19 protein-coding genes are annotated in these 24,583 nt (G+C 50.6%); 3 read left to right on the top strand and 16 right to left on the bottom strand.

The features are described 5' to 3' along the window. Positions 1 to 71: 71 nt before the first annotated feature. The 8 genes from G3574_RS15430 to dcm form a co-directional block, all read right to left on the bottom strand. Positions 72 to 692 carry a hypothetical protein gene (locus G3574_RS15430; RefSeq protein ID WP_163964812.1) on the bottom strand — a complete coding sequence of 207 codons (621 nt, stop codon included), beginning with the start codon at positions 690 to 692 and terminating at the stop codon, positions 72 to 74. A 41-nt stretch (positions 693 to 733) separates the two neighbouring features. Further along, entirely contained in the window at positions 734 to 2,689 is a 1,956-nt protein-coding gene (gene drmB, locus G3574_RS15425) for a DUF1998 domain-containing protein (RefSeq protein ID WP_163964810.1), read from the bottom strand. Between the two features lie 11 nt (positions 2,690 to 2,700). Next, positions 2,701 to 6,363 (bottom strand): helicase-related protein, encoded by a 3,663-nt coding sequence (locus G3574_RS15420; protein WP_163964807.1) that lies wholly within the window; start codon positions 6,361 to 6,363, stop codon positions 2,701 to 2,703. Positions 6,364 to 6,365: 2 nt separating this feature from the next. Then, positions 6,366 to 8,087: a nuclease-related domain-containing DEAD/DEAH box helicase gene (locus tag G3574_RS15415; RefSeq protein WP_163964804.1), complete on the bottom strand. Its 1,722-nt coding sequence runs from the start codon at positions 8,085 to 8,087 to the stop codon at positions 6,366 to 6,368. Next, complete coding sequence (locus tag G3574_RS15410) at positions 8,075 to 9,694, bottom strand: hypothetical protein (RefSeq protein ID WP_163964801.1); 1,620 nt, start codon at positions 9,692 to 9,694, stop codon at positions 8,075 to 8,077. Before G3574_RS15410 ends, G3574_RS15415 begins: the two co-directional genes overlap by 13 nt. Beyond that, positions 9,691 to 10,074, bottom strand: a complete 384-nt coding sequence (locus G3574_RS15405; RefSeq protein WP_163964798.1) for a hypothetical protein — start codon at positions 10,072 to 10,074, stop codon at positions 9,691 to 9,693. The genes G3574_RS15410 and G3574_RS15405 overlap by 4 nt, the downstream gene beginning before the upstream one ends. A gap of 1,376 nt (positions 10,075 to 11,450) precedes the next feature. Beyond that, positions 11,451 to 11,942: a very short patch repair endonuclease gene (locus G3574_RS15400; RefSeq protein WP_163964794.1), complete on the bottom strand. Its 492-nt coding sequence runs from the start codon at positions 11,940 to 11,942 to the stop codon at positions 11,451 to 11,453. A 3-nt stretch (positions 11,943 to 11,945) separates the two neighbouring features. Further along, the gene (gene dcm, locus G3574_RS15395; protein WP_163964791.1) at positions 11,946 to 13,304 is read right to left on the bottom strand and encodes a DNA (cytosine-5-)-methyltransferase; all 1,359 of its coding nucleotides are present in this window, start codon (positions 13,302 to 13,304) and stop codon (positions 11,946 to 11,948) included. Positions 13,305 to 13,753: 449 nt separating this feature from the next. Here dcm and G3574_RS15390 point away from each other — a divergent pair, with 449 nt between their 5' ends. Next, positions 13,754 to 15,214, top strand: a complete 1,461-nt coding sequence (locus G3574_RS15390; protein ID WP_163964789.1) for an MvaI/BcnI family restriction endonuclease — start codon at positions 13,754 to 13,756, stop codon at positions 15,212 to 15,214. 81 nt (positions 15,215 to 15,295) lie between these two features. Here G3574_RS15390 and G3574_RS15385 read toward each other — a convergent pair whose 3' ends face one another. The 7 genes from G3574_RS15385 to G3574_RS15355 all read right to left on the bottom strand — a co-directional run bounded on the left by G3574_RS15385 (position 15,296) and on the right by G3574_RS15355 (position 20,339). Beyond that, positions 15,296 to 15,661 (bottom strand): hypothetical protein, encoded by a 366-nt coding sequence (locus tag G3574_RS15385; RefSeq protein ID WP_163964786.1) that lies wholly within the window; start codon positions 15,659 to 15,661, stop codon positions 15,296 to 15,298. Further along, entirely contained in the window at positions 15,645 to 16,175 is a 531-nt protein-coding gene (locus tag G3574_RS15380) for a DUF5681 domain-containing protein (RefSeq protein ID WP_205609803.1), read from the bottom strand. Before G3574_RS15380 ends, G3574_RS15385 begins: the two co-directional genes overlap by 17 nt. A 27-nt stretch (positions 16,176 to 16,202) precedes the next feature. Continuing rightward, the gene (locus tag G3574_RS15375) at positions 16,203 to 17,138 is read right to left on the bottom strand and encodes a DUF7146 domain-containing protein (protein WP_163964784.1); all 936 of its coding nucleotides are present in this window, start codon (positions 17,136 to 17,138) and stop codon (positions 16,203 to 16,205) included. Beyond that, the gene (locus tag G3574_RS15370) at positions 17,135 to 18,772 is read right to left on the bottom strand and encodes a DEAD/DEAH box helicase (RefSeq protein ID WP_163964781.1); all 1,638 of its coding nucleotides are present in this window, start codon (positions 18,770 to 18,772) and stop codon (positions 17,135 to 17,137) included. The genes G3574_RS15375 and G3574_RS15370 overlap by 4 nt, the downstream gene beginning before the upstream one ends. Beyond that, positions 18,769 to 19,071, bottom strand: coding sequence for a hypothetical protein (locus G3574_RS15365; RefSeq protein ID WP_163964779.1), 303 nt, complete (start codon positions 19,069 to 19,071; stop codon positions 18,769 to 18,771). The genes G3574_RS15370 and G3574_RS15365 overlap by 4 nt, the downstream gene beginning before the upstream one ends. A gap of 3 nt (positions 19,072 to 19,074) precedes the next feature. After that, entirely contained in the window at positions 19,075 to 19,524 is a 450-nt protein-coding gene (locus G3574_RS28820; RefSeq protein ID WP_163964776.1) for a helix-turn-helix transcriptional regulator, read from the bottom strand. Positions 19,525 to 19,634: 110 nt separating this feature from the next. After that, positions 19,635 to 20,339, bottom strand: a complete 705-nt coding sequence (locus G3574_RS15355) for a hypothetical protein (RefSeq protein WP_163964774.1) — start codon at positions 20,337 to 20,339, stop codon at positions 19,635 to 19,637. 90 nt (positions 20,340 to 20,429) lie between these two features. Between G3574_RS15355 and G3574_RS15350 the strand changes: the two genes are divergently transcribed. Both G3574_RS15350 and G3574_RS15345 read left to right on the top strand, forming a co-directional pair. Next, positions 20,430 to 20,678, top strand: coding sequence for a hypothetical protein (locus tag G3574_RS15350; protein ID WP_163964771.1), 249 nt, complete (start codon positions 20,430 to 20,432; stop codon positions 20,676 to 20,678). Positions 20,679 to 22,707: 2,029 nt separating this feature from the next. Continuing rightward, positions 22,708 to 23,106, top strand: a complete 399-nt coding sequence (locus tag G3574_RS15345) for a hypothetical protein (RefSeq protein ID WP_163964769.1) — start codon at positions 22,708 to 22,710, stop codon at positions 23,104 to 23,106. 193 nt (positions 23,107 to 23,299) lie between these two features. Here the strand turns inward: G3574_RS15345 and G3574_RS15340 are convergent. After that, positions 23,300 to 24,583: helicase-related protein (locus G3574_RS15340; protein WP_205609802.1), on the bottom strand; the 1,284-nt coding region annotated here is incomplete at its 5' end.

Here is a 24,583-nt window from a genome sequence, read left to right as displayed (position 1 = left end):
GAATTTTGGACGCTCTCTTGTACATGCTGGTTCGGATTGAGCCTCTGCCCAAGAAGCCAAATATTAAACTGTTAACGACGTTTGCCGAGAGATGGGAGCCCACCGCTTACTATGTTGACGGTAGGGTAACTATAAACTTTGCTTTTACTTTTTTTCTTTTTGCGTGGCAAGCACCTTGCCTCGATAAGCCATTTGTTCTCAGTAAAAACAAGAAATGCCCTGTCAGTTTTTGGATTGAAATTAAGTCTCCTGCTCTGTGCATACCTTATTATCTGGCCTTGGCTGATTTCTATACCAATGGAGCGTATCGTAACAACCTTGGTATTCAACTCGTTACCATCACATAACTGCTCCAACTTTCTTGCTTTAAAAATTCTTTCGCTTACATCACTTGTGTGTGCTACTTTCAATGCCAACAGAGCTTCCTGCTCAGTCGTAACTTCTAGGGGCAGCCGAAGTATTCGGGGAAGCTCGTTCCCTAGTTTTGGCGGCTGCCGACTTTTTTTTGAGCGCTGCTTCTTGCATGCCGGTTCATTTTCCTGATCAGCGGACTTTCCTTTCCAAACTATCTTTGACTTCTTCTTTTTGTATGTCAGGTCATTGAGTACGCCTGGTTTTAATTTTGGAGGACTCTCTGTAAGCTGGCCCGCGCCAAGCAGGAATGTTCTTGAATTTTTTGTCGTTTCCGTCATTTTGATAACCTTTAAGGAAAGACGCGACGATTGTTGTCGTACTAATTATCAAAACGTACTACTAAAAACTCTGACAGAAGACCTGGAGCTCGGTTATCAGGAGTGCCGACGAGCATTGCTCGATCGAGTCCCTGATTGATCGTTTCACAGGAGGTCTCAGGAAGAAGTACACATGAATGACATGCAGCAAGATTTGCAAGACGTGAGCCTTGGCCACCGAGATTCTCTGAACATACGGGATCAGCCGAACACCATGACGCTCTGCTGATCGCACGCTGGAATAACGGACCGAGCCGATCCGGCCGGCCGAGTCTGACCAGACCGCCCATCGTGCCTTCAGAATCACCAGCGGCAGTATAAATAAGAATGCCGGCCATGGGGGCTGAGTTGTCCGCGGAAACATAAAGCCGCTCACGTAGGGCAGCGGTACTGTATCCGCACTCGAACACGAGTTGATTGATGAGCATGTGGGCCAGACTGTGAACCAGCAGATACCGCGATGCCCAGTCTCTTCCGGTCGCTCCGGATGGTGCAAGTACCTGTGGAATCGCCTGCAGACGGGTGATAAACCCGTCATCGAGCCGGTCAGTCAACCACGAACTGTTTTCGACCTGCCATTGCCGGATACGCTCCTCCGACAATTCGATGTAGATTCCCTCTCCAAAAACCTCAATCGCCGGAAGCCACCGCTCATGTATTTCCGTTGGTGGCCGGCGAAACAGCTGTTTGATCGCAGTGTCCGGCATCTCCTGATCCGCTAAGGGCTCCGGCTCCAAGCGACTGAAACCAAAAAACGCCCGGGTTTCACGCAGTCTTTCGACAAGGTTTACCTTAGAGATCACGGTGGTCAATCTGTCGGGAACAACGGCTGGAATGACCCTCAGGTTTGGGACATGAAGTGCGTCATTCACTTCATTGCGGATGATATTGAATTCCTGACGACGGAATGCAAGGAGGTCCGATTCCGGCACGGCAGGACTTACAACCTTGTTACCATTAAAGTAGCCAGGCTCAAACAGGCTCTTCAGCGCTTCAAAGACTATGTCTTCCGAAACCTTTGTTCCTCGACGTTCAAGTTTGCGGTGAAACTTGAACGCGATGTCGCGTCGTTCTTCCTCTTCTGACATTTTCCATTCGGTCAGCGCAATCGCGCACGCACTTGTATCTTTCTCAATTTCGTTCCGGACTTCCGCAACATCGTCATTTTGCTGGCTAATATCGGGCAGAAGAATGGCTGCAACAGTCCTTGGGAAATATAGGTTCGTCTGGTTTATCAGTGCGCCAATAAGTGGGTGCGAGCAGCCACACTCCTCTGCTCCTTGTCCAAGCCACGGTCTTTCACCTGGGCAGGATATCTTTGCCTCTTCAAATGCACTTTTCTCACCCGGGACAGGTTTGACTGTAGTTCCTGACAGGCTATTACCCTTGTATCCAGAAGACCCGGGCGGGCAGGTCATACATTGCACGCGGATGCTGCTGAGGTCTGCACCGCCGCGGTCGGTAATCCGCAGGCCGGTGTTGGAGACGCATGTACATCCGATCCATTCTTTCCAAGGAAATTCGTTAAGATGGCCTCCTGCACATACTGATACGAACCTGACCGGCTGCCAGCGCCCTCCTGGGGGAGTATCCAGCTTAACTGTATCGAGATTGAACTTGCGCATTTCACCAGTTGCGGTGTGGCGGTACCATGTCGGGAACCGTACCGCAGGAATCTGTAGTGCGGCATTGGGTGGTGCCTCCTCACCGCGTCGTATCGCACGGAAATCAGGCGGTGAAAAAAACCGGTCTACACGAAGCAGTGCAGACAGCCGTGGTTCGAATTTCTCGAACTCGGATCTGTCTTCGCACTGTATCATTCCGCGCGCCGCGTCAGATTTCATAAACCAGTAGTCAAGACCACATACCACATGTGGAATTCCACGCCTGTCGGTATAGATGCTTCCAGGGCCAAACGGGGCTATTAGCTGACCAACACGTATTTGCTTGTTTCCCATTTTACCGATCCTCAAATCTTCAGGGTATATCCCGGTGTGATAGTAAGTTCTGCGCTTCCGTCAACCTGACGCATGCTGCTAGGTATCACCATGCCGCGTCCCTGCTGCAGCTGAGTGGCAAACTGACCTGGCCACAGCATCAGGTATTCGCCATCCTTTTGAGGCGGAAACTCTTCCCATTTTTGTGGATTTCGTCCCCATTTTGCTTTAAGCGTGTTTGCGACTGCGCGTATTTCTTCAATCGAACGTTCGACGTCTTCTTCAATCTGGACTGACCCGCATCGTTCCACAAGCAAGTCCACTGCCTGATCGAGCGCCCTGCCATATGCATGACAATCTTGGACCGGGGCATTAATCTGCTGTCGGGCCCAAGTCAGCATCGCGCCGGCAAGCCCGCGCCTGATAGCAGAGATGGCAAAAGGCGTGGCAGAGGTGGGCTCAACGCGTTCGTAAAGCCGCCGGTGGTAACTGTGGAACTGCTCGAAGTGAGAGCGGTCCCGGCTTTTTGAAGGGTTATATACGGTAAGAATGAGACCGGGACGTTCCCACCATCTGCGTCCGATCCGGCCGGTGACCTGAATGTACTGTGCCGTTGTCTTAGGCTGCCCAATGACCCCCATTAAGGACAGCCGGTCGATATCTACGCCAACTTCGATAATGTTTGATGCAAGACAGGCGTCTAGTACTTCCCGAGCTTCTTCGGAATAACAGTTTGACAGCTTGTCCATCATTCCGACGATTTCAGCCTGTGAGAGCCGGCTCGTGAGCTCCTCAACGATACGGAGGTTCCGTCGTTTTTGTGGGTCGATCCCTTCCCGGTTGAACAGGAACTTCAGACGTGACCGAATATCCGAATCGAAAAGGGTCTTTGCTCCGCTAAGCTCCCGGATGCTGTTATAGAAAGCAAGCACGGTCCACCATGCATCACGCTTGTCCGGCGCAAAAAGGAAAGGCCGGAACAAAGCTGACGAGAATGCGCGGACTTGTGTGGTCAGAATAGAGCCATAATCAGATGCATGAATACCGAGATACAGGCGTCCGCGCATCAGTACGCCATCCGGATATTGCTGACGCGCATAGCGACCAAAGAATGAGTCTCCCATCAGCAGACCCGGACTTGGAAAAAGGCTCGTCTGGCGGCGGTCATAGAGCGCTTTTACCTGTTCATCAGCGCCCCGGATTGTTGCGGTGGACGCAATCAGCTTCGGCCGTATTAGCCCGTCCTTCCCCGGTATTGAGCACAGTCGCTCGAATATACCCTCATACAGGGCACACATTGTACCCAGCGGACCTGAGATAAGGTGCAGTTCGTCCTGCACGATCAGACCTGGCGGCATCCTGACCTGCTCAGGGCAGTTTCCGTCAACTGTACGTCCGAAAATCGCCCCGGCCGCCGGACGGTATGCCACCATGGCAAACTTATCTGCTGTGGCAATAATTAGAGAAGGCGGATGCCGGTAAATTCTTTCGTCGATAACCTCAACCGGCAACCATGATTCATGCCTCTCGCCCCCAAATTCACAGAGAGGATCAGAACAAAGAAGCAGCGGCCCCTCTTCAGAAACTTCACCTATACCCCTGAGCCGCTTCGCATTCCATTCCGTTTCTTTGATGCCAGCAGGACGTATCCCGTCATAGCGTCCAATGGCTGCTCTGCACCACGGACACTCTATCAGGACCAAGGGATTTCCTTCCAGCTGATCCTTTTTGTACTGGCCTAACTGGCTTTTTGCTTCGCTGATCTTGTTTGGAGACCCATCCCCGCCAATCCAGAGGCCGAGTGAAAATCTCTGTCCCGGAATCTTTCCATTGTTATGACTGTCCGGATGCCGACGGAGGTACTCCATCGCACAAATGAGCGCAGCCGCTCGCTGAAACTGCTGTGTGGTAAGCATCCTGAGTGTATAGCGCATCAGAACATTTGTGCCATCACGACTGAGGCCCGATCCTTTTTCCATTATCAGGCGTTCGTGAAACATGTAAAACGCCATCACACCCAGATAGGCCTCAGTTTTTCCGCCACCAGTCGGAAACCAGATCAGATCCACGATTTCCCGGTCTTCAGAGTCTGGTTCCGATACGCCCGCGAGCGACATCAGCAAAAACGCAATCTGAAATGCCCTCCACGTTCCCAGTCCGCTTCGAATGCCGTTTTCTGCGTAAATTTTCCAAGCTGATTTACCACCCGATGCTGGCATCACAACCCGTCTTGAGGCATGCCATTCCAGAGGGCGCTTGTCTAACTGCTTCGTTCCCACTTGTTGCAGCACCATTGCAAGATTCGTCAACCGGAATGCCCGCCTCACCTGTTCGGACTGGCGAAGCAATTTTATCCCGCCCTCGATACGCCTGAGGCAGGTCCGGCAAGCCAAGATGTGGCGCTCGGCAACCGGAACGAGATGAGATGGCAGCCTTTTCGCTTCCTGCTCCTTGTTTTCAACCCACCTCTGATATTCTGTAAGCAGATTTTCCAGCGAATTCCAAGCTTCGCCCTCACCGCTTTCTGGCAACCCAGCCAGAGTGCGCATCGAAAGCTCGATCAGTTTTCCATCTGCGTCCACGATATCGGCTGTCATGCTCGGAAGTTCGACTGCTGGCATGACATCGGCATACAGGAAATCCGGAGTTTCACCTGGGCGTGAATCCCATCCCGCTGCGCATCCATGTCCGATTCCCCAAGTTGCCGATTCCCGGTAAAGCAGAGATAAAGACTGCTCTTCCTGGTCGAGCTGAGAAAACGGGCGCTGACTTTCAGGATAGCGGTCCAGCGTTCCGTTCTTCACGAACGTTTCGAAGTACGCCTGATACAGAACAGTTTCTTTCGCGGTGGCATGAACGTTTAGTGTCGAATTACGAAGGACGACGGTAATCAGCCAGCTACCTTCCCTGCCGTGAATCGCGCGCGGGAAAGCGTCGAGCCGAAGTGCCATTGGACACCCTTCGGTAACCGGTATCTGGTACGACACTTTCCTGCCATCTACAAGTTCAGAACGTGAAATTGTGACCAAGGTGTCCGGAAGTACAGCGGGACGACGACGCCACATTGGTGAATCCCGGATATGCCCCTTATCGTCGGTCCAGCGGCGGGTGCATTGCTCATAGCGCCCATTCAGCGGAAAGGGACTGCTTCCCTCAGTCTGCCAAGCAAACCGCTTTTCACGGGGGATGTTGATGACTATCATGCCATCAGCAGCGAGCGTTGCACAGAATGTAATGCCCATGGTCGAGGGACTACGCGTATCAGGGCTGGTCACTTCAAAGTCATCTGTCTGAGCTTCTGCAAGCGGCCCATCTGACGTAGCAGACTGTTCATCCGGAGCATTTTCAATTCCTTCTGCGGGAGTATTGGGCTCAATGCCGCCATCAACACCCAAGGTATCACTTTCATGAGCTGCTGCTGCATCAGGCGATGATGCGCTCCTTGTATAGGTATCAGCGGGATGCAGCAGCCCGGCGCCATATTTTCTGTGAGGTGTTTCCCGGTCGTAGTAAAGTACTTCGCAGGGATCTGAATCTGCATCGGGGCGCCACGCCAGAGGGCCGCGCCGGTTCGGTTCAGAGTCAATAAATTCTTTTGAGGTATTAAAGTCAATGAGACGGGGTGTTCCAAGCAGCCAGCCTGGGCCAACAAGTTCACCCCGGATCCATGCAATCAGTTCCGATCTCTCGTTCATTTTTATTCCTGATTTCTGAGCCATCCCCGAAGGACGATCTTTGAATTCTTATGGCAAAGGATGCGAACCGACTCGGTTGCGCGGGTCATTCCTGTGTAGAAAAGGTGCCTCTGGAATTCAGTCCCCGCGAGAGCCAGATCAGTGAGAATGATGACTTTGCGTTCAAGGCCTTTGAATGCGTGAATAGTTGAGTACAGAGTGCCGTCAGCAGATTTTCCTGCGGGATAAACAGCGCAGCCATCTGCAGCAAGCCGTGACGCCGCACTAAAAGCATCTGCACAAAACGACAGAATCGCGATTTCAGATGCTTTGTAACCGGCCTTTCTGAAATCCGCTAGCCAAGTCCTGAGACTTTCAAGCTGATCAGCGTTTTCGTTATAAAACGAGATGTCATAATTTCCCAGGCTGCCTCCGGTTCTCATGTATCCGGAGTAAACTGAATCACCAAACCCACTTAGCCGCAATGCGGTATCTCCGACTATCTGGTAGTTCCGGCAGTTTTCGGCTAACAGCCATCGCGTAGGCCGGGCCGTTTCGAGGAGAGCCTGCAGTGAACTGTCCATCAGATGCTTCTCTCCAAGGACCTGATGACTGAAGTCACCAAAGAGCGCGAAGTTCCCTTCTTTCACTCCGCCGCTGAGAAACTGGCAAAGGCAGTTCCACAATCGTGGACGTCCGAGCAGGTCTTGTGCTTCGTCAAGCACCAGATAATCGAAGCTGGCATCCGCGCTGAAGTCAGGATCAGTCAGCTTATCCTCAATCAGCAAAGGCAGTTCTTCATCCCAATACCTCTGATGAGGATTTTCCGGAACCCTGATCCCTGCCATCTCTGCCATAACGCGTATTGCTCTGCCAGCGACCAGATTCGGCATAGCGGGAGCGTTTTGTGTGACGGCTGCGCGGATCCAGTCGCCTGCGAGGCGGTTAAAACATAGCAACGCTACGCGTTTTCCCGCCAGAGCAGCACGTCGGGCGACTTCTACGGCGATGAGTGTTTTTCCGGTTCCAGCTGCGCCATCAACAACTAGTCTCTGATTAAGGCTGGCCAGCCTGAGTACTGGTTTCTGCTGTTCACGGAGAATGCGCCCGATTTCCAGTTCGCGCTGCTGGATCTCTTCGCGGGCTCCGGGCTGACGCTTATGGACCGGGATGCATGCCTCAACGATCCTGTCTTTCTCTGACCCAGATAACCGCACCTTAAGTGGAAGCAGGTTCTGATCGGCCTCAATACTACGTTGCATTCGCTGTTTCAGATCGGCGCAGAATTCCATCCCCGAGGAATATGACCGGAACCGGACTCCATCTATTAGCTCCCATGGCTGCGCCGAAAGATTTGGCGGGAGCGTAAAACGAGCGTTCGGAAAGACACAGCCATGGACTACAGGCAAATTTTGAAACTGGGGTAGAAGCGCAACGAGGCGTCGGTAGAATGTATAGCGGCCGTCAGCAGCTTGTTTGAAAGGTGACCGTTTTATCTCTGCCGGAATCCATCGGTCATCTTCGAAATCAATTTTTGAGTGTGACTTGACCTCGATGCATATTATCCCGGTATCAGGAACAATAATCACAAAATCGATTTCTGTGCGCAGGCCGCGGTTCCATGGCGCAAGGTCGAGTGAATGGATGGCCGTCCAGTCGTCAGGGCCTGCCGCAAGCATAGTAAAGACGTCTCTTTCACCAGGCGGTGTCCGTTCGTCGGTAAATGCAGGAATCAGGCGCGCCACTGCTCTGCTTTACTCAGTTCATGAGCCAGATGCAGCTCAGAGGATGGCACCCGAAAGCCTTCTTCTACAGCGCGTACCCTATTGAACAGTGCAAGGCCTTCCAGAGGATGTCCATCAGGGAGGGCAAGAGAAAACCCATCCTGAGCGTTCGCAGTCGCCCGTATCTGAGGAATCATCGCAGTAAGAATCGAACAGAACTGCTCCTCTGTCTGTACGTTATTCATAAACCCTGCATGTATAGCTTCGCCTCGGCTATGGCATATTTCTCTCCACGCATGCTCATATACAGCTTCTGTTGAATAACCCCGGGAATTTAACTCTGTAAAATCCGGAGCGAGGACACGAAGCAGGATCTCAAAGTGTCTCTTTTGCTGCGGAGCATGGATAACAGTCGTTGGAGGTTTCATCCAGTGGATTAATGCAACATCGAGTCTCAGCAACCGGAGTCCCTGCTTGTCGAGTTCTCTGATCAAACCTCTGGGATTTGCCCGATACTTCTTTCTGAGTTGTTCTTTCCATGCCCGGCTTAACCGGCCATGCCTGGCACGAGCTCCAGTGCTTCTTGGATCATCGAGTACAGGTCTAATGATGAATGTGTCTTCAACATGTGTTTCACCAGGGATATGATAGGTAATACACGAGCTGTCCGGCTCCATAGGATCGAAGCAAAGCAGCTTAGACAGGGGTGGATAAAGTATTCCCTGCCCTTCATCAATCTGAACTAAAACTGCCCGACGTTCGTTGTGGATGCGTTCCTGATTCCATGTTTTGAAAAGCTGAAATTCATCTTCATCCGGAATGTAATCCGGGTCATCACCTTTTCTTATAGATGTCGGCATCCATTTTGTTTTCAGGTGACAGGCAATACTGCTTTGCGAATTCTGGTTGTGCTGAGAGTCGTCTGTAGCGGCGGACCTAGTAACAGGGTCGTACCCGAAGTCCGGCTCGTCTTTACAACCTGACCATACTACCTGAATAAGTTTTCTAAACCGGGGTGCGGTCAGGATTGCATCAGGAATAGCCCCCCAGCCTCTGGAACGAAGTGGTCCGACTTTAAGTAGTTCATCAAAAGGCGGGGAATCACGGTACCCTGAAGGCGAGTGTATAAAAGAATCCATTCTCAAAGCATTGCCACCTCCCGCAGTGACTACCTGATTAAATATCGGCACAGCTGGCCGCTGACAGAAAATCCGGAAGTTCGTTTGCTCATTTTGCATCCTGAGAAGATGTTCCCGTACGATGCATTCGACTGGATTTTCTTCCCCCACGAGATCATGCGCTGCCTGTTGCGCGGCCTCATAGAAAGTGCCCATTTGGTGTCCCCAGCGCTGTCGGAAATATGAAGTCGAGCCGAGACAGCTGAGCCTTTCTATTACTGATGTGTCGAACGGCAAAGGCAGAGTGAGCCACTCAGAAAGCATGCTCTGCAACTGGTTAGCAGCCTCATGACCGTCGTTATCATCGGTTTCACGGAAATTCCCGATTATCTGCCGGACACTTTTCCGAAGCAGGCTGAATTTCCTGTCAAATACCTCGTATCGGTCGAGATGTATAACTGAGTTTTTATTCAGAAACTCAAAAATGCTGGATGCGGTTAACCCCATCATTGCACTCTTTTCAGAGAGTTTATTGCAATTCCAGCCGGAGGCAATGGAAGAATTCCGTTTCGTTCAGGCTCGTGAGCATACCACTGCTCCAGTTGAGACAGCCGTGCACCTATGTCTTCCAGACGTTGACGATCGAGTGTCCTTGGTATGACAGCAAGAATATCTGCTTCATTAAACAAATCATTTCCGAGCACTTTCAGAAAAGCCAGGTCACCGTCGGCAACAACAAGCCTCGGGAAGCGGGTTTGCCTGTCAATCTCGCCGGTGCGTGTATTGAATAGCGAGACCCGGGAAACTATAGTTGGGGCCCATTCGCGAACCGTCAGCAATTCATCTAAGCCTAACTCCCACTTGTCGCCACCAAACCGTATCTGACTCATTACACCACGGGTCGTACGTTCCCCTCGGGCATTACCTGCCATGCAAATCAACGAATCTGATCGCCGCAGATTTTCGGGGCAAACCGGAGGGGCACCCGATATGAGTTCGTTATAACTTTCGCCGTATGTTATCGGTAAGCCCGTGAATGTCTGCACCTGGGGCTCATCCTCAAACCTCCAGCAAGCGGCAGTTACCTCAGAAATTGCCACCCTTGTTCCGGATCGTCCTGCCGTCTTTACCCATACCAACCCGGTCTCGTCCAGCTCGTCTACATAATACGGACCGCGACCATGTTGCTTGCGTGCACTGCGCATATCGCATAGGCCGCGATGGTGATTCCGGGTCCTTGCAAGTTCTTTGATACGAGCAAAATGAGAGGCAAGGTCGTCCGCACCTGTCTCAGCGAGTCGGAAGCGCATCGCCCCCAAGGTGACCAGACCTGCTGAGGCGGATTCGCACGGCATGGAAACCAAGCAGATACGTCGCTCTGAAGATTGATTCCGGATCCAGCAGTATCCGAGCTGCATAAGGAAATTGACCCAGTAAGGGATCGGCTGCCATCGGTCGCTCCCTTCCCGAAACAACGTCAGTGGAAGGATTGTTTTCCCAGTAACGGAGAGCCGTTTACGGTGAGGATCGCTTACAGGCAGACTGAGCATTGTCTCTCTTGATTAGATAATTAAGTTGCCTAATCGCATGCCCTCGTGGTTCCTCAGTTCGCTAGAGCGCAGGATTCATTATTTGCGTGCGAAAAACCCTACCAATAATGTCATGCGCCAAAGTCTCGGAAAATCCCATAAAAAGGGTATCTGGCGGTATATATTTTCTAACTACCAGCGTTCAGGGGGGTTGATTACCCTCAATCACACCACAAGATGTAACTGTTATGAGCTCCGAAGCAAAGATTAAAGATTGAATACCGTACTCTCAATTGTCTCTAATCGTCATATGTCCGACGATGATTCCTAAAAGCAAATTTTCTGCATTAATGCAGTTGTATTCTTGAGGCAGGTGTGGACTTTCAGCAAGACAGATGAAGTCTGGATATGCCGGCGTCAGTATCCAGCGAGCTGGCATCGTTTGCCATTCACTTGTGGCAGTGGGGCACTACGACGGCTGGAAGCTCGAGCCGGTTGAACACGACGATGCGCACCACCGGGCGAATGACTTAGGGTCGAAAAAAGAATGTTATGCCGGAAGCTTAATTCATGGCGAATGGGTAGTATCGCAGGCATTTCTCACAGGTAACCGTCCTAAGATAGGGTAGTACGGGGCGAGAACAACGTCCAGCGCCGCAATCTGAATCTTAGAATTTTAAAACCTTGTCTGGCCGGTTCTAAAGGGGGACGTATATCGTCGGATGAACTCAAAAATTTTAAAGAGAGTGATTACTCGGCTCCGATGCGCATTCTATATTTTTAATTTGGTAGTCTCTTTTATCCGCATCTGCAGCAATCCAAGCCTGTAAGCTGCCGATCAGGTCATCCACAGGTAAACGAAGTCTGCCTTTCAGTGCACACTCCCAAACTATCAACACCCGCCATCCTTCCTGAATTAACGACTCGCACTTACGCCTGTCACGCTCTTTCGTACCCTCAATCTTTGGCTGCCAGAACTCACGCCGGGTTTCAGGCATCTTGAACAAGTAGCACGAGTGTCCATGCCAGAAGCAACCATTAACGAACATCGCAATTTTCAGGTCACGCAAAACAATGTCCGGAGTACCTGGAAGATCCTTGGAATGAACTTCATAGCAAATACCCGCAGAATCAAGCAGCTCGCGAAACCGCAATTCTGGTTTGGTATGCTTGCTTCGTATCGCTCGCATATTATGCGAGCGTACAGTCGGGTTATGTACATCAACCATTGTTTATGCTGCTATTGCTACTTCACCTTGTTTTGTCTTAGCCTCAAGGATTCGGTCTTTCATAAGCTTTGCAACAGCGGTAAAGACAGGAACGACTACAGAGTTACCAAACTGCTTATAAGCCTGCGTGTCCGAGACAGGAATCCGGAATGTGTTTCCGTTATTATCAATAAACCCCATAAGACGTGCACACTCCAGTGGCGTCAGTCTACGTGGACGGTTCTTCATATTGTCCGGATGATGCAGCTCTTTTGAATGATCAAATCCACAATCAATGAGAATCTCCGAACCGTCTTTGTAATACCGTGCAGATAAAGTACGGGTGATATCGTTTTCTCCTACCAGGCCAAAACCAAATCCATTACCCTTTGCTTTATGCTTAGCAGAATAATTGTAGAGGTACTCCCAAAGCTTTGGTGTAAGAATATATTTTGAGTCAACAGCTTTGTCGAGGATATCACCAAGCCTAGGCTTTTCTTTGGCATAGTACTGTCGAATGTCTCGCAGAGTGAATCCTTCATGCACGTTCAGATCTTTCCTGAACCCTACTAACACAATCCGTTCGCGATGCTGAGGGATAAAGTTTTTTGCATCAATGACTTTTGGATCGACAGAACCAGTCGTTTCCATATCGGCGACCCAGTACCCAAGTTCATCCAGTGTTTCTGTAATTACCCTGAAGGTACGACCTTTATCGTGACTTTTCAGGTTCTTGACGTTTTCCAACAGGAATGCAGCCGGACGCTTGGCCTTAAGGATACGGGCAACATCAAAGAACAAAGTTCCCTGCGTTTTGCATTCAAATCCATGCGCACGACCAAGAGCGTTTTTCTTCGAAACACCCGCTATGGAAAAAGGCTGGCAAGGGAAACCGGCAAGCAGGACATCATGATCAGGAATTTTTTGATTAATATTCCGGTACGCTTCTTCTTCTGATACCTCAGGCTGGTCACTCAGGGTTATCTTACGAATGTCGTCATTGAAGGTGTGTGAATCAGGATCGCAATAATGATTTGCTTTATAGGTACGCGTTGCCGGCTCATTCCATTCGCTTGTAAATACACAGCGCCCTCTCTGCTGATCAAAGGCACGCCGAATGCCGCCTATACCGGCAAAGAGATCAATAAAGTCGAAATCGTATTCGGGATGATGCGCTGGCGGTGGTGGTAGTAACTGAGCCAGTGCGTCAAACTCGCGTCTTGTTAGCTCACGGTTTTTGTCTTTGCCATTTACAAGCCTGTTGATATTCTCTCTGCACCAGTCCCGGCCTGAAATGCTATTCAGGTATATAGCAACATATTTTTGGTCGTATATTTCTAGCACCCTAGTGAGCAGTGCAAGGTCGTCACTTAAGTAGTCCATAGGCTCTTAGCTGGGTCAATCATGTGATGGATTATCACCTATTTCTCCCTTTCTTGGCATCAGTTTACTGTACATTTTTTCAGTATTTGCGCTTTTTCAAAGTATAAGGTTACTCGAAAAGCGGATAGCGCTTCGTTGGCAGACGTCCGGTATAGGCCCAAGTGTTTACGCCGTTGTCAATACTTATGGCAGTTTGTCAGTCTGCGTAATCGGGATTTACCTCATTCCTCAGCACCTCCTAGGTCGCGGCCATATATGCGCTCCAGAAAAGATCCTCTTTGCACCAAGCAGGCACCAAGCCTTTCCTAGTATTACGTCTTTAAGTAACTGTATTCAAAGATTTTTATTTTAATTCTGACTCTTTTACAGGAATGATAACGAATTCCCGCATTTCAATTCATTTAGGAAATGTTACTATCGCGCCATGAATTACCAAATTGGAAAGTTCTATGGACGCTTCAGATGTTAAATTTCCTTCCAGTTTTGAACACGTTGCCGCTTCAGTAGAAGAAATTGCAGCAAAGTGCGCTAGCTTCGGCGCAGATCTTGCACTGCTGAAACTTTTGCCGCGAAATGCAAATGATAAGAACCAGATTTATCTGGCCTCAGATTTTGGCCTTTTATATGATCTTTTTGACCTCACCCTAGCGGAACGTGGGATGAGTACAAGCGAGACAAAGGGCCGATCCGCCCCCGGCACACGTATTCCTGAAGCGGTCTTCAACAGCTTTTCTTGGGCACAAAGGGATGGAGCGCTGATTCCAGCTAGGCGCGTAAAGGCGATCATTTATCCTCAGTATCCGGAAGCACGCCTCTCAGGATTTCAAACGGTCAACAATACAATTCCACAGTCGCTTACAGTCGGGTACACGAAAGAACATTCGGCAGAAAAGCGTCTTCTTGTGCTTGCAAGAACTCCACGCGGAAAATGCGTCGGACTTGTTTATTTCCGCCTATCCGCCAAACTTGAAAGAGAGATCGAAGCACTACCAGGGTTTGAACGTGCGCGTGCATGCAAACGTCTTACTATCAACCAAGGAAACACCGCAAAACTAGAAGCGGCGCTTGCTACGGTATTAGGACGATCAATACCCGGCTGCCGCCTTGATGCATACGGGCGGAGTCTACCTTTTTCAGGCACCCAAGTTTGCGGATACACACTTGAGCATGAGCTTGGCATTGTCCCGAATTCCGGCAGCGATGGCGACCTCTTCGGTATTGAACTAAAGACCCATACACAGGTAAAAGTCACATTATTTACGCCTGAGCCTGACGGAGGCCTTTATGCGAAAGATTTTGTCGGTTTTATGAACAAATACGGTTACCGTGACGCTAATGGTGATTTACGTTTTACAGGAATTCACCGCGCCAACAAGTACTGTCCCAAATCAAAACTTACGCTTCAGATTCGCGAATTCAGGATTGAAGACGAACAAATAAAGGCGTTTCCTTACAACCCTGATACACCCCTTACCCCCAAAATGGACTCCATTGAAGTCGCGCTGATTGCGGGCGATGATGAAGTTGCAGCGAGCTGGAGCCTTGAGCGTCTGATGAACTGCTGGGGCGCCAAGCACAACGAAGTTGTCTATATTCCTGCTGAAAAATTACCGAATTCAGATGTAGCGACTAGGGAACTCGGCTATGTATATACTGTGACATTCGGGACGAAGGTAATGTGGTGCCGCGACACGTCTGCAGAACGCCTGCTCCAGGCTATTAACGACGGTGTGATTTTTCTCGATCCTGCGCCGAAACTGCACGCAACTGACCATGGGCAGAATAAACGCCGGGCCCAATGGCGTGTGAATGACATCACCAAAGCGGCGCAAGCGCTTTATTCCATCGTCGAGTTCAAATCAGTTGCTGCATCCAATCCGCATATCAAGGCATTACCCGTGTCTGCATAATAGTACGCAAGCACATAGGATCGTCCAACGGCATTAGTCGCTACCACGTGAACGGGGATAAACAACTGGCCGCAAAATATTTCATATAGAGCTGAAAATACGCCAGTACATCTCAATAAAGTCGTGGGGGCCCATATCAAGCGTCCCGAGACTACGCGACGAAAGGCTGGCAAGGGCCTTCTTATCCTGCTCTGTCTCAGTTCCGGTTGACATCCGCTCATAAAGCCTGATGACCCTGTCGCCGAATGACTCAGATCCTGATTGACATACGCCTTTGCAGATAGCGACGGGTGCGACTTCCAAAATTTCGGCTTCCAGCAGTGCATTATTTAAATCAGATCGCAACTGCCGGACCGCAGCTCCTACTGCGGTTTCTCTGTCGATTTCACAATCAGTTGCGTGGCTTCTCTCCAGAATCCGTACTCTCCTTTTAAGCTCCGCGTGCATTTGTGCCCTCCAGCTGTTCAACCCTTTTTACCAGTTCATCCATCTCACCGATCTTCGCTGCCATCCCAAGACTTGCCATCAGCTGCGCACCATGTCCGGGCGCGATCTCCCCATTGGCAACCGCATGCAGAACTGAGCGTGCCTGTGCTGAAAGCGGATCCCCGGTACTCAGAGCGACCTCAATAGTTGCTTCCGTGGCCCGGAGTGAGGGCAACACTTTTTCAAGAAGTATTTTTGCAGCCTGAACATCACCTGCCTTTGCCTGCCTGATCAGACTATGCAAAATTTCGGGCAGCTCCGTTGCAATCGCGTCACGCAGGTGGCTAATTTTACCTGTGCCGGGCTTCTTCCCCGCCGGATTGCCGGATTCGCCAGGTTTCCATCTACTGCTTTTCCTTGAATCACCCATCTGCAAATCTCCTGCAAAAGCAGGAACAGTAAAATTGAACCACCGTTCCTTACTTATCTGAAATACGGCCTCTTGTGTTAGTTTCGAACTGATGAACCCGCGCACTACGACTCAGGGCATCAACTATCCTTTTCACAGGTCATCAGCCCAGTCCGTTCCCGTCAGCCTTGGAATTTGTATGTCCGTCTCATATCCCTTGCTAACCAGCCGCCGTGCAAGATCGAACGCAGCTGCCTGTCCGGTATAACTTGCATCATTATCGCCTGCAATCAGGACCTGACGGACACCGGCAGGCGGAACCCAGCCTTTCAGCAGAGTCGCATTGCCCGCGGCCCAGACAGGAATGGAAAAGCGGCGCGAGGCAGCAAGTGCTGTTTCAATGCCCTCAGCAATCCCCAGCACCCGCCCGGCACAGTTTAGCTGCACTGATGCAGTCTTAAGCGGACCACCCGGCATAATTTTTTTCGGTTCTGCTACGAGCGCTTTGGTACCCTGTAATGTTAAGTATGTCCGGTGAACAGAAGCTACACTGCCATCCGGGTAACGCATCAGGGCCAGCATCGCAGGGTATACCCCAAAAGTTTTCTTGTCATTTCCGGTATACCGAAGAGCGGGATGGAAGCGAATATCAGCCGGGACAATCTCAATACCTGTCCGCTTATTCAGATATTTCCAGACAGGATCTCCTGAAGTCACTGGCTTTGCCGAATTCCATGTCTCATGCATCAGCCGGAAGTGATATATGCCTGTTCTCTGAGTAACAACAGGCATACGGGGTGCAGTGCTGATGACGCGATCCACCTCATTTGCGGCATGTCTGAAGTCCCACCGGAAAAATAACTGGAGAAGCCGGAAGCCATCACCGGCTCCGCAATGTGAACAGTACCATGTCCCCCGCCCTTCTTTGTCGTCAAAACGAAACCGGTCTTTACCACCACAAACCGGACATGGTCCATGTCTGTTGCTCAGGAATTCGGGTGATATCCCAAGTTCCTGAAGAATGCCTGACCACCGTCCTATCGCTTTCTGCGCTGTTCCAGCGATCTGGAAGCTGTTGGTATAAGTCATTTCGCTGACCTCGCATCCCGGATACGGAGTCGAGTCAGGAAATCCCTGACTTCCTTTGTCGGCTCTGCCACAACATCTTTCACGCTTCTTCCTGGCCAGTTTCCAAAACGATCCCGGAATCGGTGTCTGCACCAGCCCGTCTGGTACCCTTTTTCTTTGGCAATAGCAAGTAGCTGCGAGTAGAACGCCTGCCTGCCAATCCTCGCGGGCTCTTTCTCAATTCTGACAAGGTCTTTATCAACCACATCCACCCTTGGCTGGCGCTCGGGAACAAATCCACACTTAGGACATATGCGCACCCCGACTGCCTTCATGTATTTGCATAGGGGACAAATTTTTGGCACAGGTCGTTCACAGTTGTTTTTGCCCCCTGCCCTGCTCTGCTTTCCTGTGTCCAGCTCAAGCGGAATATCGTCGGTAGGAAAACCGAGACGCGCAACTGTTCCGGAGTGATCAAGGATAAGCGCCCTGTTTTTGCCCGGGTAAGGGCGTAACACACGTCCGGCCATCTGGAGATAACGGATGAGGCTCCGGGTTGGACGGGCAAGAATGAGCGTGGCACACGCCGGGAAATCCCAGCCTTCTGCCAGGATCGCAACATTACTGATGATCTTGATTTCACCGGTTCTGAGACGCATCAGGATTGCTTGCCTCTCTGCATCATCAGTATAGCTGTCGATATGCTCAGCTGGCACACCAGCAGCCATGAACTGTTCAACAATATGCTTCGAGTGCGCAATACTGGCAGCGAAACAAACGGTTGGTGTACCGTGCGCCAGTTTTAACCAATGCCTCACAATGTCCCCGATCAGTACTGGCGTATTTATGACGCGCGCAGCTCCGGCGTCGGTATAGTCCGTTTCTCCGAAAGCATTGCGTGCCGTCTTTATTCCTTTGAGATCAGGTTCTGACGGCGCATAAATATCACAGTCGACCAGATAACCCTCGTCGATGAGCTCACGAATCGTAGAACCGATAATCATATGCTCAAAGAGTGGGCCTCCTGCCTCATGACACCATTGCCCGAGTCCGTGTGAGAACGGAGTAGCAGAAAGACCAATTACCGGACACTCAGCATGCCGCAGCAGCTTGCGAAAGTCTTCAGATCCTGAAACAGCATGCGCCTCATCAATGATAAGTAAATCGACCTGCGGCAGGCCTCGTCTCGCTACTGTCTGGATACTGGCAATGATTACCGGTTCATACAGACGGGCAGTGTTCTCACCCTGAATCACGCCGAAGGCGATACCAGACTGAAGCGCACGCCGGCACGTCTGGTCAACGAGATGAATACGGTTACACAGGAAGGTCACGCGCTTCCCCCGCGCTAGCGCGCCTTTTATTACTGACATCGCTATTTCTGTTTTGCCTGACCCGGTCGGAGAATAAAGCAGTAACCGCCGTATCCCTCCGTCCATGGCGGACCAGCAGCGCTGTACAGACTCCGCCTGATACGGGCGCAAAACGATCTCCCCGCCCGATACCGGGCTGAGGGAATCAGCATGGCAGGAGGTTTTTTCCGGATCTTCTCTTCTCTTCTGTGATGTACCTGAGCTGCTTGCAGGCTCTTCTGGTTCAGAGTACAACCGGCTGCATGACGCCGGCAGGTTGCTAGCATTAAAATCGTCAGTCATAAAGCACCATTTCGTTTGGAGCAATTTTCTGGAATCAGAAAGCCACGGTCGACAAAAATCCGGAGATCCAGATCAGTAACACTCAGCTTCTTCTCGAGGAACAGGACGTCTGCAGGCACTCGCCCGTTATTCTGACTGGCATACAGCCATAACAGCATGAGATGCGCCTTTGACGGGTCAGGTAAAGTGCAGAACTGATAGTCGTCCAGTACCGCCCGATGAAGTTTGATCCAGGGAGGATTACGTTTGCCGTAGTGCTGGAACGAATTCCAGTTCTTAATTACGAACATTTCTTGCATAGCTCAGTCCTTTGCCAAGTTGCAGCCGAGCATAGGAAGCAGAACATTAAGAAACGCAGGACAGGCGCCCTTCGTCAAATATTCCTGACAATCAGGACAATCTCTAAGGTGACTTAAAATAGTCGACTGATCGTAACCAGTGAGCAGAACTGGCTCGCTGAAGCAATCGATATATGACTGTGGGAGAGCCTTGGTATCAGAACCCCGGTTATTTGTCGCAGGAACGTCAGTAGGAGCAGAGACCGTCTGCTTACTCTCTTCAATCCGCTCTTCGATCCAACGATCGATTTCACTCTCCACCCACCCCACAATTCGCTGGCCGCCTAAACCCACCTGCCGCGGAAATTTTCCCTGACAGATACGCTGATAAATAGTTGAACGGGAAAGACCGGTTCTTTCCTCAACACTCTTCCGGCGAAGAATTGCCGGTGCTTTAGAGCCTTGCTTAGTCATGTGTACCTCCTGATCGCTGTTCCCAGCCAGCCCGGGAACGTGGAGGTATCCTAATGAGCCGCTTCACCAAGCGTAATGGGGGAAAGTTACTTTCCCCCGGTTGGCCGACACTATTGATTAGACCGGGATGTGAACTCAGAAAGCAACTGCCGTTGATTAAGCGACAGCTCATCAGGACGCCAAGGCTCGCCGGCTATTCCAACGATACGGATAGCACTGTCACGACGAAGCGGACCCTGACGACGTGGGAGTGAACACTGCTCGGCTTGGTCCTGTATTGTTTTTGCAACTGCCACCAGTCTTTCACAATCCAGCCACCGCCACACATCCTTCAGATAACCGCCTTCTTTTGCTTCGGCTAAAAGTACAAGATAAGCAGCCCACAAATGAGCCACTGATGAATAACTACGCCAGTGCTTTCGCATGCTTTCACGGCGAACACGAAGTGGCTTGCCGTCGTAATCTTTTTCACCACGATATATTTCACTAACAAGGTAAAAAGCCTTATCTAAACCGGCATCTTTAATATGCGCCGCTTTCATGGTGAGGAGCGCGATGAGAGCATGGCCCGCTGCAGGTCTCCCCGGGTCTTTTTTTCTCAGGTCACTTCCTGCTCCTCTGTCGCCGGCCTCAATCAGGAAGCGCAGAGTCTCAGGAGATATCTCCTCAAGCGTTCCTTGACAAAAATTGACATTTACTTCAAGCCATGCTTTCAGAGCGTTTCGTCTGTATGGATCTTCTGGATGAAACATTACAGAAAAAACGCTCGCAAAAACTGCACACCGATCAAGGCCAGTAAGGTCTAAATACCTCATCAAGTTGCTCCTTTTGATAATATTCGAAAATTATTCAGGTATTGCCCGTCACATAAGCGACGTCGGGCATTGCGCTTTTAAGCTACACACATGATGAAAGTGCTGCTTTCTGAAACGGCATGCGTCAATACATTGACTCGTTATGTGGGCGGGGATGAATATCTTGGGCGGCATCATAATCAGTGGCACTTTAGCCAGATCGGTCACCGCTGCCAGAGCACCTCTTTATCACTTGCCAGGTGGAGTGTTTGTCACCCGCCGGTGCTTCACTGGATCGTCAGCGCTGCCGTCGCTGATCAAACTGAACGCGCTCCGTTGCCCAACAAACCGCCTATTTAGCGTACGCCCACGCAAACGCGTAATCGTCTCGAGATGAGAGAGCGCAGCGGCCGAGCACGACACTCAGTTGGCCACGCTGTCGGAGCCAAATCTGTGAAATGACGGAACTGAATGCGTGAACTCCTGCTTACACCGTTAGCCTTCTTGCCGAAGGCAAACCCACCGCCAGCAAAAAAACCGACGAGTTGGTGAGGTGCTACCAAAGTTCTATTTGCTGATGGCCAAAGGGCCTCAGCATGCGGAGCGCAAATCTGCAGAGCAGTCCAATGATCATCATCGCTCCCGTACCGTTCATCATGCTGGTACTGACTTTGATCACCTTCAATTAAATAATGAACGGGCCACGGATTCGTGTCATTGCTGGATATATGGACCTGCATAAGGATGGCCTGAATTGATCCGTGTTGTTCGCCTTTTTTCCGACTAAATGCAACCATATCACCGGTAAGGTTTTTCATATTATTCCCATTAATAAGTACATGACAGGATGTGTCCAAGAAGAGCATGGATGCATGTGGACGTTGTCAGAATACCTGGAGAATAGAGTGCAGGCAAACAGTTGAATTGATGTTTGAAAATAGGCTAAAGCGAATTTTTACTGACAGTTAATACTGGAATATCCTGGCATTACATCGCGTTAAAAGTACTGAGGGAAAAAGACGAAGTGTCAAACTCTTAGCAAGACGGCGCTCCAAGTAAAACTTAGCACGATAGATAATCCACTGTGTCACTCTCATCGCCGTTCTACTTATACCCAAGATCGTTCGCCGCCTACGACCCTGCATTTGCAAGGGGCTTCTAAAGAGCACATGACGGCCTGTCGATTATGAATCCTGAGACGCAAAAATCGTCCCGTAGCCGTCAGTCACGAGACCGGCCCAGAAGCAGACGCTTGGAAAATCGGACTCCGCGCGATCCAACCCTTTCAATGGCGGCTCAGGTCGCATAAGAGTTCTTTAATAACCCTCGGGGAGAACGGCATAACCTACGTCATGTCGCCCCTGATATTTTTTTAATTCAGTGCTCAGCAAACTCCATGATGCGGCGTGCATCCCCGAGAATTGCAACCATGCGTCGAAGCCTTGTGAGGGTGCGGTTGATGGTCGTGTGGCGCTGACAGATCATCGTTCTATGCTCGCGGGAAGCTGCTTCCAATAGATATGGGCTTCATCAGCACCCTTGGGTTCATCGCAACCTCTGGGCTATCTCTGCCTAGGGCTCGTATTCTCAGAAGCTAAGAGCTGGCTTGCAATGTCGAGTGATCTTGGACTGAGACGACTGGCTGGGGTTCGTCCTAGTCGCCTTCGACATAGACCGAATACGTGCCATCAGCTTGAGACGCGATGCAGACCTCGAACTGGTCAGCCGTCGGCTCTGCGACGCTGGAAAGCGCTACTAGTTGCCGAATGAATAAGACCCCTGATGCAGAGAGAACGTTAAGGGCGAGTAGCGCACTCCAAGGAAGAGACGGGCACAGCGACAAATGAAAATGTTCGCTGCTTTTACCCGGAAGGCGTGTCTCCGACAGCCCCTCAGCGCTTGCCATAAACCTGCGCCAAAGCACGATTCACAGCTGCAACAATAAATATATTTGACTCCACTTCTTACATATCCAAAACTTTGTTTGATGGCTTTTCAACCGCCCCCATCCACACGCCTTGGCGGTGCACACAGCGCGATAAGCTGCCGCATCCCAGCAGATCTCTCTTGGAATGCAGTGATACGCGACTATTTTTATTGTTCATGTCGCTCCCTCTCAGGTAGTAGTGATACCACTCTGGTCGTAGTGATACCACTCTGGTCGTAGTGATACCACTCTGGTCGTAGTAACAATTTATTTGAAACTCAGGTCAGTTTTCGTAGTCTACGCAAACCTTATCCGATGCCGGATTTACTTCATGAATCATGAATTACTTAGTGCTGTGAGACGTGAAGTACATCGATCATGAACTTTTGAGTACGGCTATAGTTTTAGACGTCAATACGGGTTGTGTTTCTGAATACGGCTTGATGTTATTAACTGGAGGCGATGATGAGATCGACGAATTACTTGATTGTGGTTGTTGCAGGCGGAAACGTTTATGACGTTTTTTATGAACAGGTACACCTGACACCTACCGGAGTGCTTAAAAGGTTTTGGGAGGAGTACGCTATGGATGTCGTTGGAAAGGAATATCCAGCCGAACCGGAGATCGTCGGTCTGTACGCCGCACGCGGGAAGATTAATGAAATACCGCCCGCCGAGTGGGTAAGCCTTGAATCCGGACTTCCAGTGAGGAGAGAGTTCGAATTCACGCGGGAAGATATAAAGAAGATTGAAAGCCTCCAAGAGGAATACCCAGGGGACGATGACCGAGCGATCATCATGCGCGCGCTCGACGCACTTCGTGAAAAACAGGAATCAAGAAACACGAGCCTGCAAACCTAACAGCCTAGCGCATAATGACGGGCCTGCTCACTGGGTCGGATATAAATGTCTGCATACTTTTGAGCTCAGATGCTGAATGCCATTGACTGGGTCAGACTGAGGTTTGAGTTCCACTCCAGATATATTTGGAGTGATACAACTTAGGCGGAGCGGAACCCAGGCAGTATTTATAAAACTACTTTTGCCTGATCTGTTACCGATTCTCCCCTGACGAGGAAATAGCGTTTTTCCGTACTTCCCGGACATGGCTACACTCGCCCCGATAACGAAAACCGGTGCATGTGCATTCCAGATGGCCAGCCCGACCAAATATCACTCTGTATGTTTTTTCGGGGTTGCTTGAACTCGGAAATTCCCAGAATCCCGCCTCACAAACCGGACTGTCACTTGCCAGCGCAGAAACCAGTTCACCGATTTCCTGAATACGAGCCGCTGTTACGCCCTTTGTATTCATTGCTTTTATTTCTTGCAGTAAAGCTGGCGCCAGTGAATGAAGCTTTTGCTGCAACTCTGTTAGGACAGACATGTCCCTGACTTCGTCAGACTCGATAACCTGGATTAGCTGCATTTTCGCTTCAAGTAATTCTGCGATATATCCATCCAGCGTCCCGTCAGCCAGCAGGTATTCGACTGTCACCTGATTTTCCTGACCTAACCGGTAGCATCGGTCTTCCGCCTGCAAATGATTGGCGGGGACCCAGTCAAGGTCCTGGAAGATAACATGAGTACCTGCAGTCAGCGTGATCCCGACCCCCCCGGCAATAAGATTGCACAACATCACGCGGACTGCCGGGTCGTTCTGGAACGCATCCACCGCTGCCATACGCTGCTCCCCGTTCTCTGCGCCCGTAATCCTGACAGCTGTAGCTCCAAGTGCCTTCTGGTGGCGTAAAAGACCATCGCTATAACAAGTAAACACGACGACTTTCTGACCACTCTGTAGTACGTCTCTGATCCGCTCGGCGCAGGCTGCGTGCTTCGCTCTGTGTAGCGCGACCCGCATCTTAGTGAGACGCCCCAAGAACTCTCTGTCGTTCGGCCGTGAAGGGTCAGACGCCGCCAGCCACGACAGAAATTCTGCATAGGCGTCCAAGGCTGTGTCACCAGCCGGCTCGACTGGTACCCACGTCCGGATCTTTGGTGGTAATGAAAGCACCTCGTCCTTTTTACGACGCAACATAACCTCTTTTAACAAAAGGTTCAGTTCGTGAAGATTTGATGCCCCGTCAGTTACCCATCCGTAGTCATTTCGATAGGCACCACAATAACGCTTCGCAAATGAAAGGAAACTGCGTGCAGCGGGATGGCCGACTGAACGCAGAAGATTAAACAAATCGCGTGGGCGGTTAGGCAGTAAGCGTCCTTTGAGAGCCGTCTGGACGAAGTGATGTGCCGTCGGCATGATTCGACCGGTGTGGCACGCCTGGTTTGTGTCCACAATCGACATCATGGACATAATGGATCGACCGGTCACTTC

Origin of the sequence: Noviherbaspirillum galbum (assembly GCF_010974945.1) — a bacterium.
GTDB lineage: Bacteria > Pseudomonadota > Gammaproteobacteria > Burkholderiales > Burkholderiaceae_D > Noviherbaspirillum > Noviherbaspirillum galbum.
Note: the sequence above shows the minus strand (reverse complement) of the source record. Positions and strands in the feature narration are given on the sequence as shown.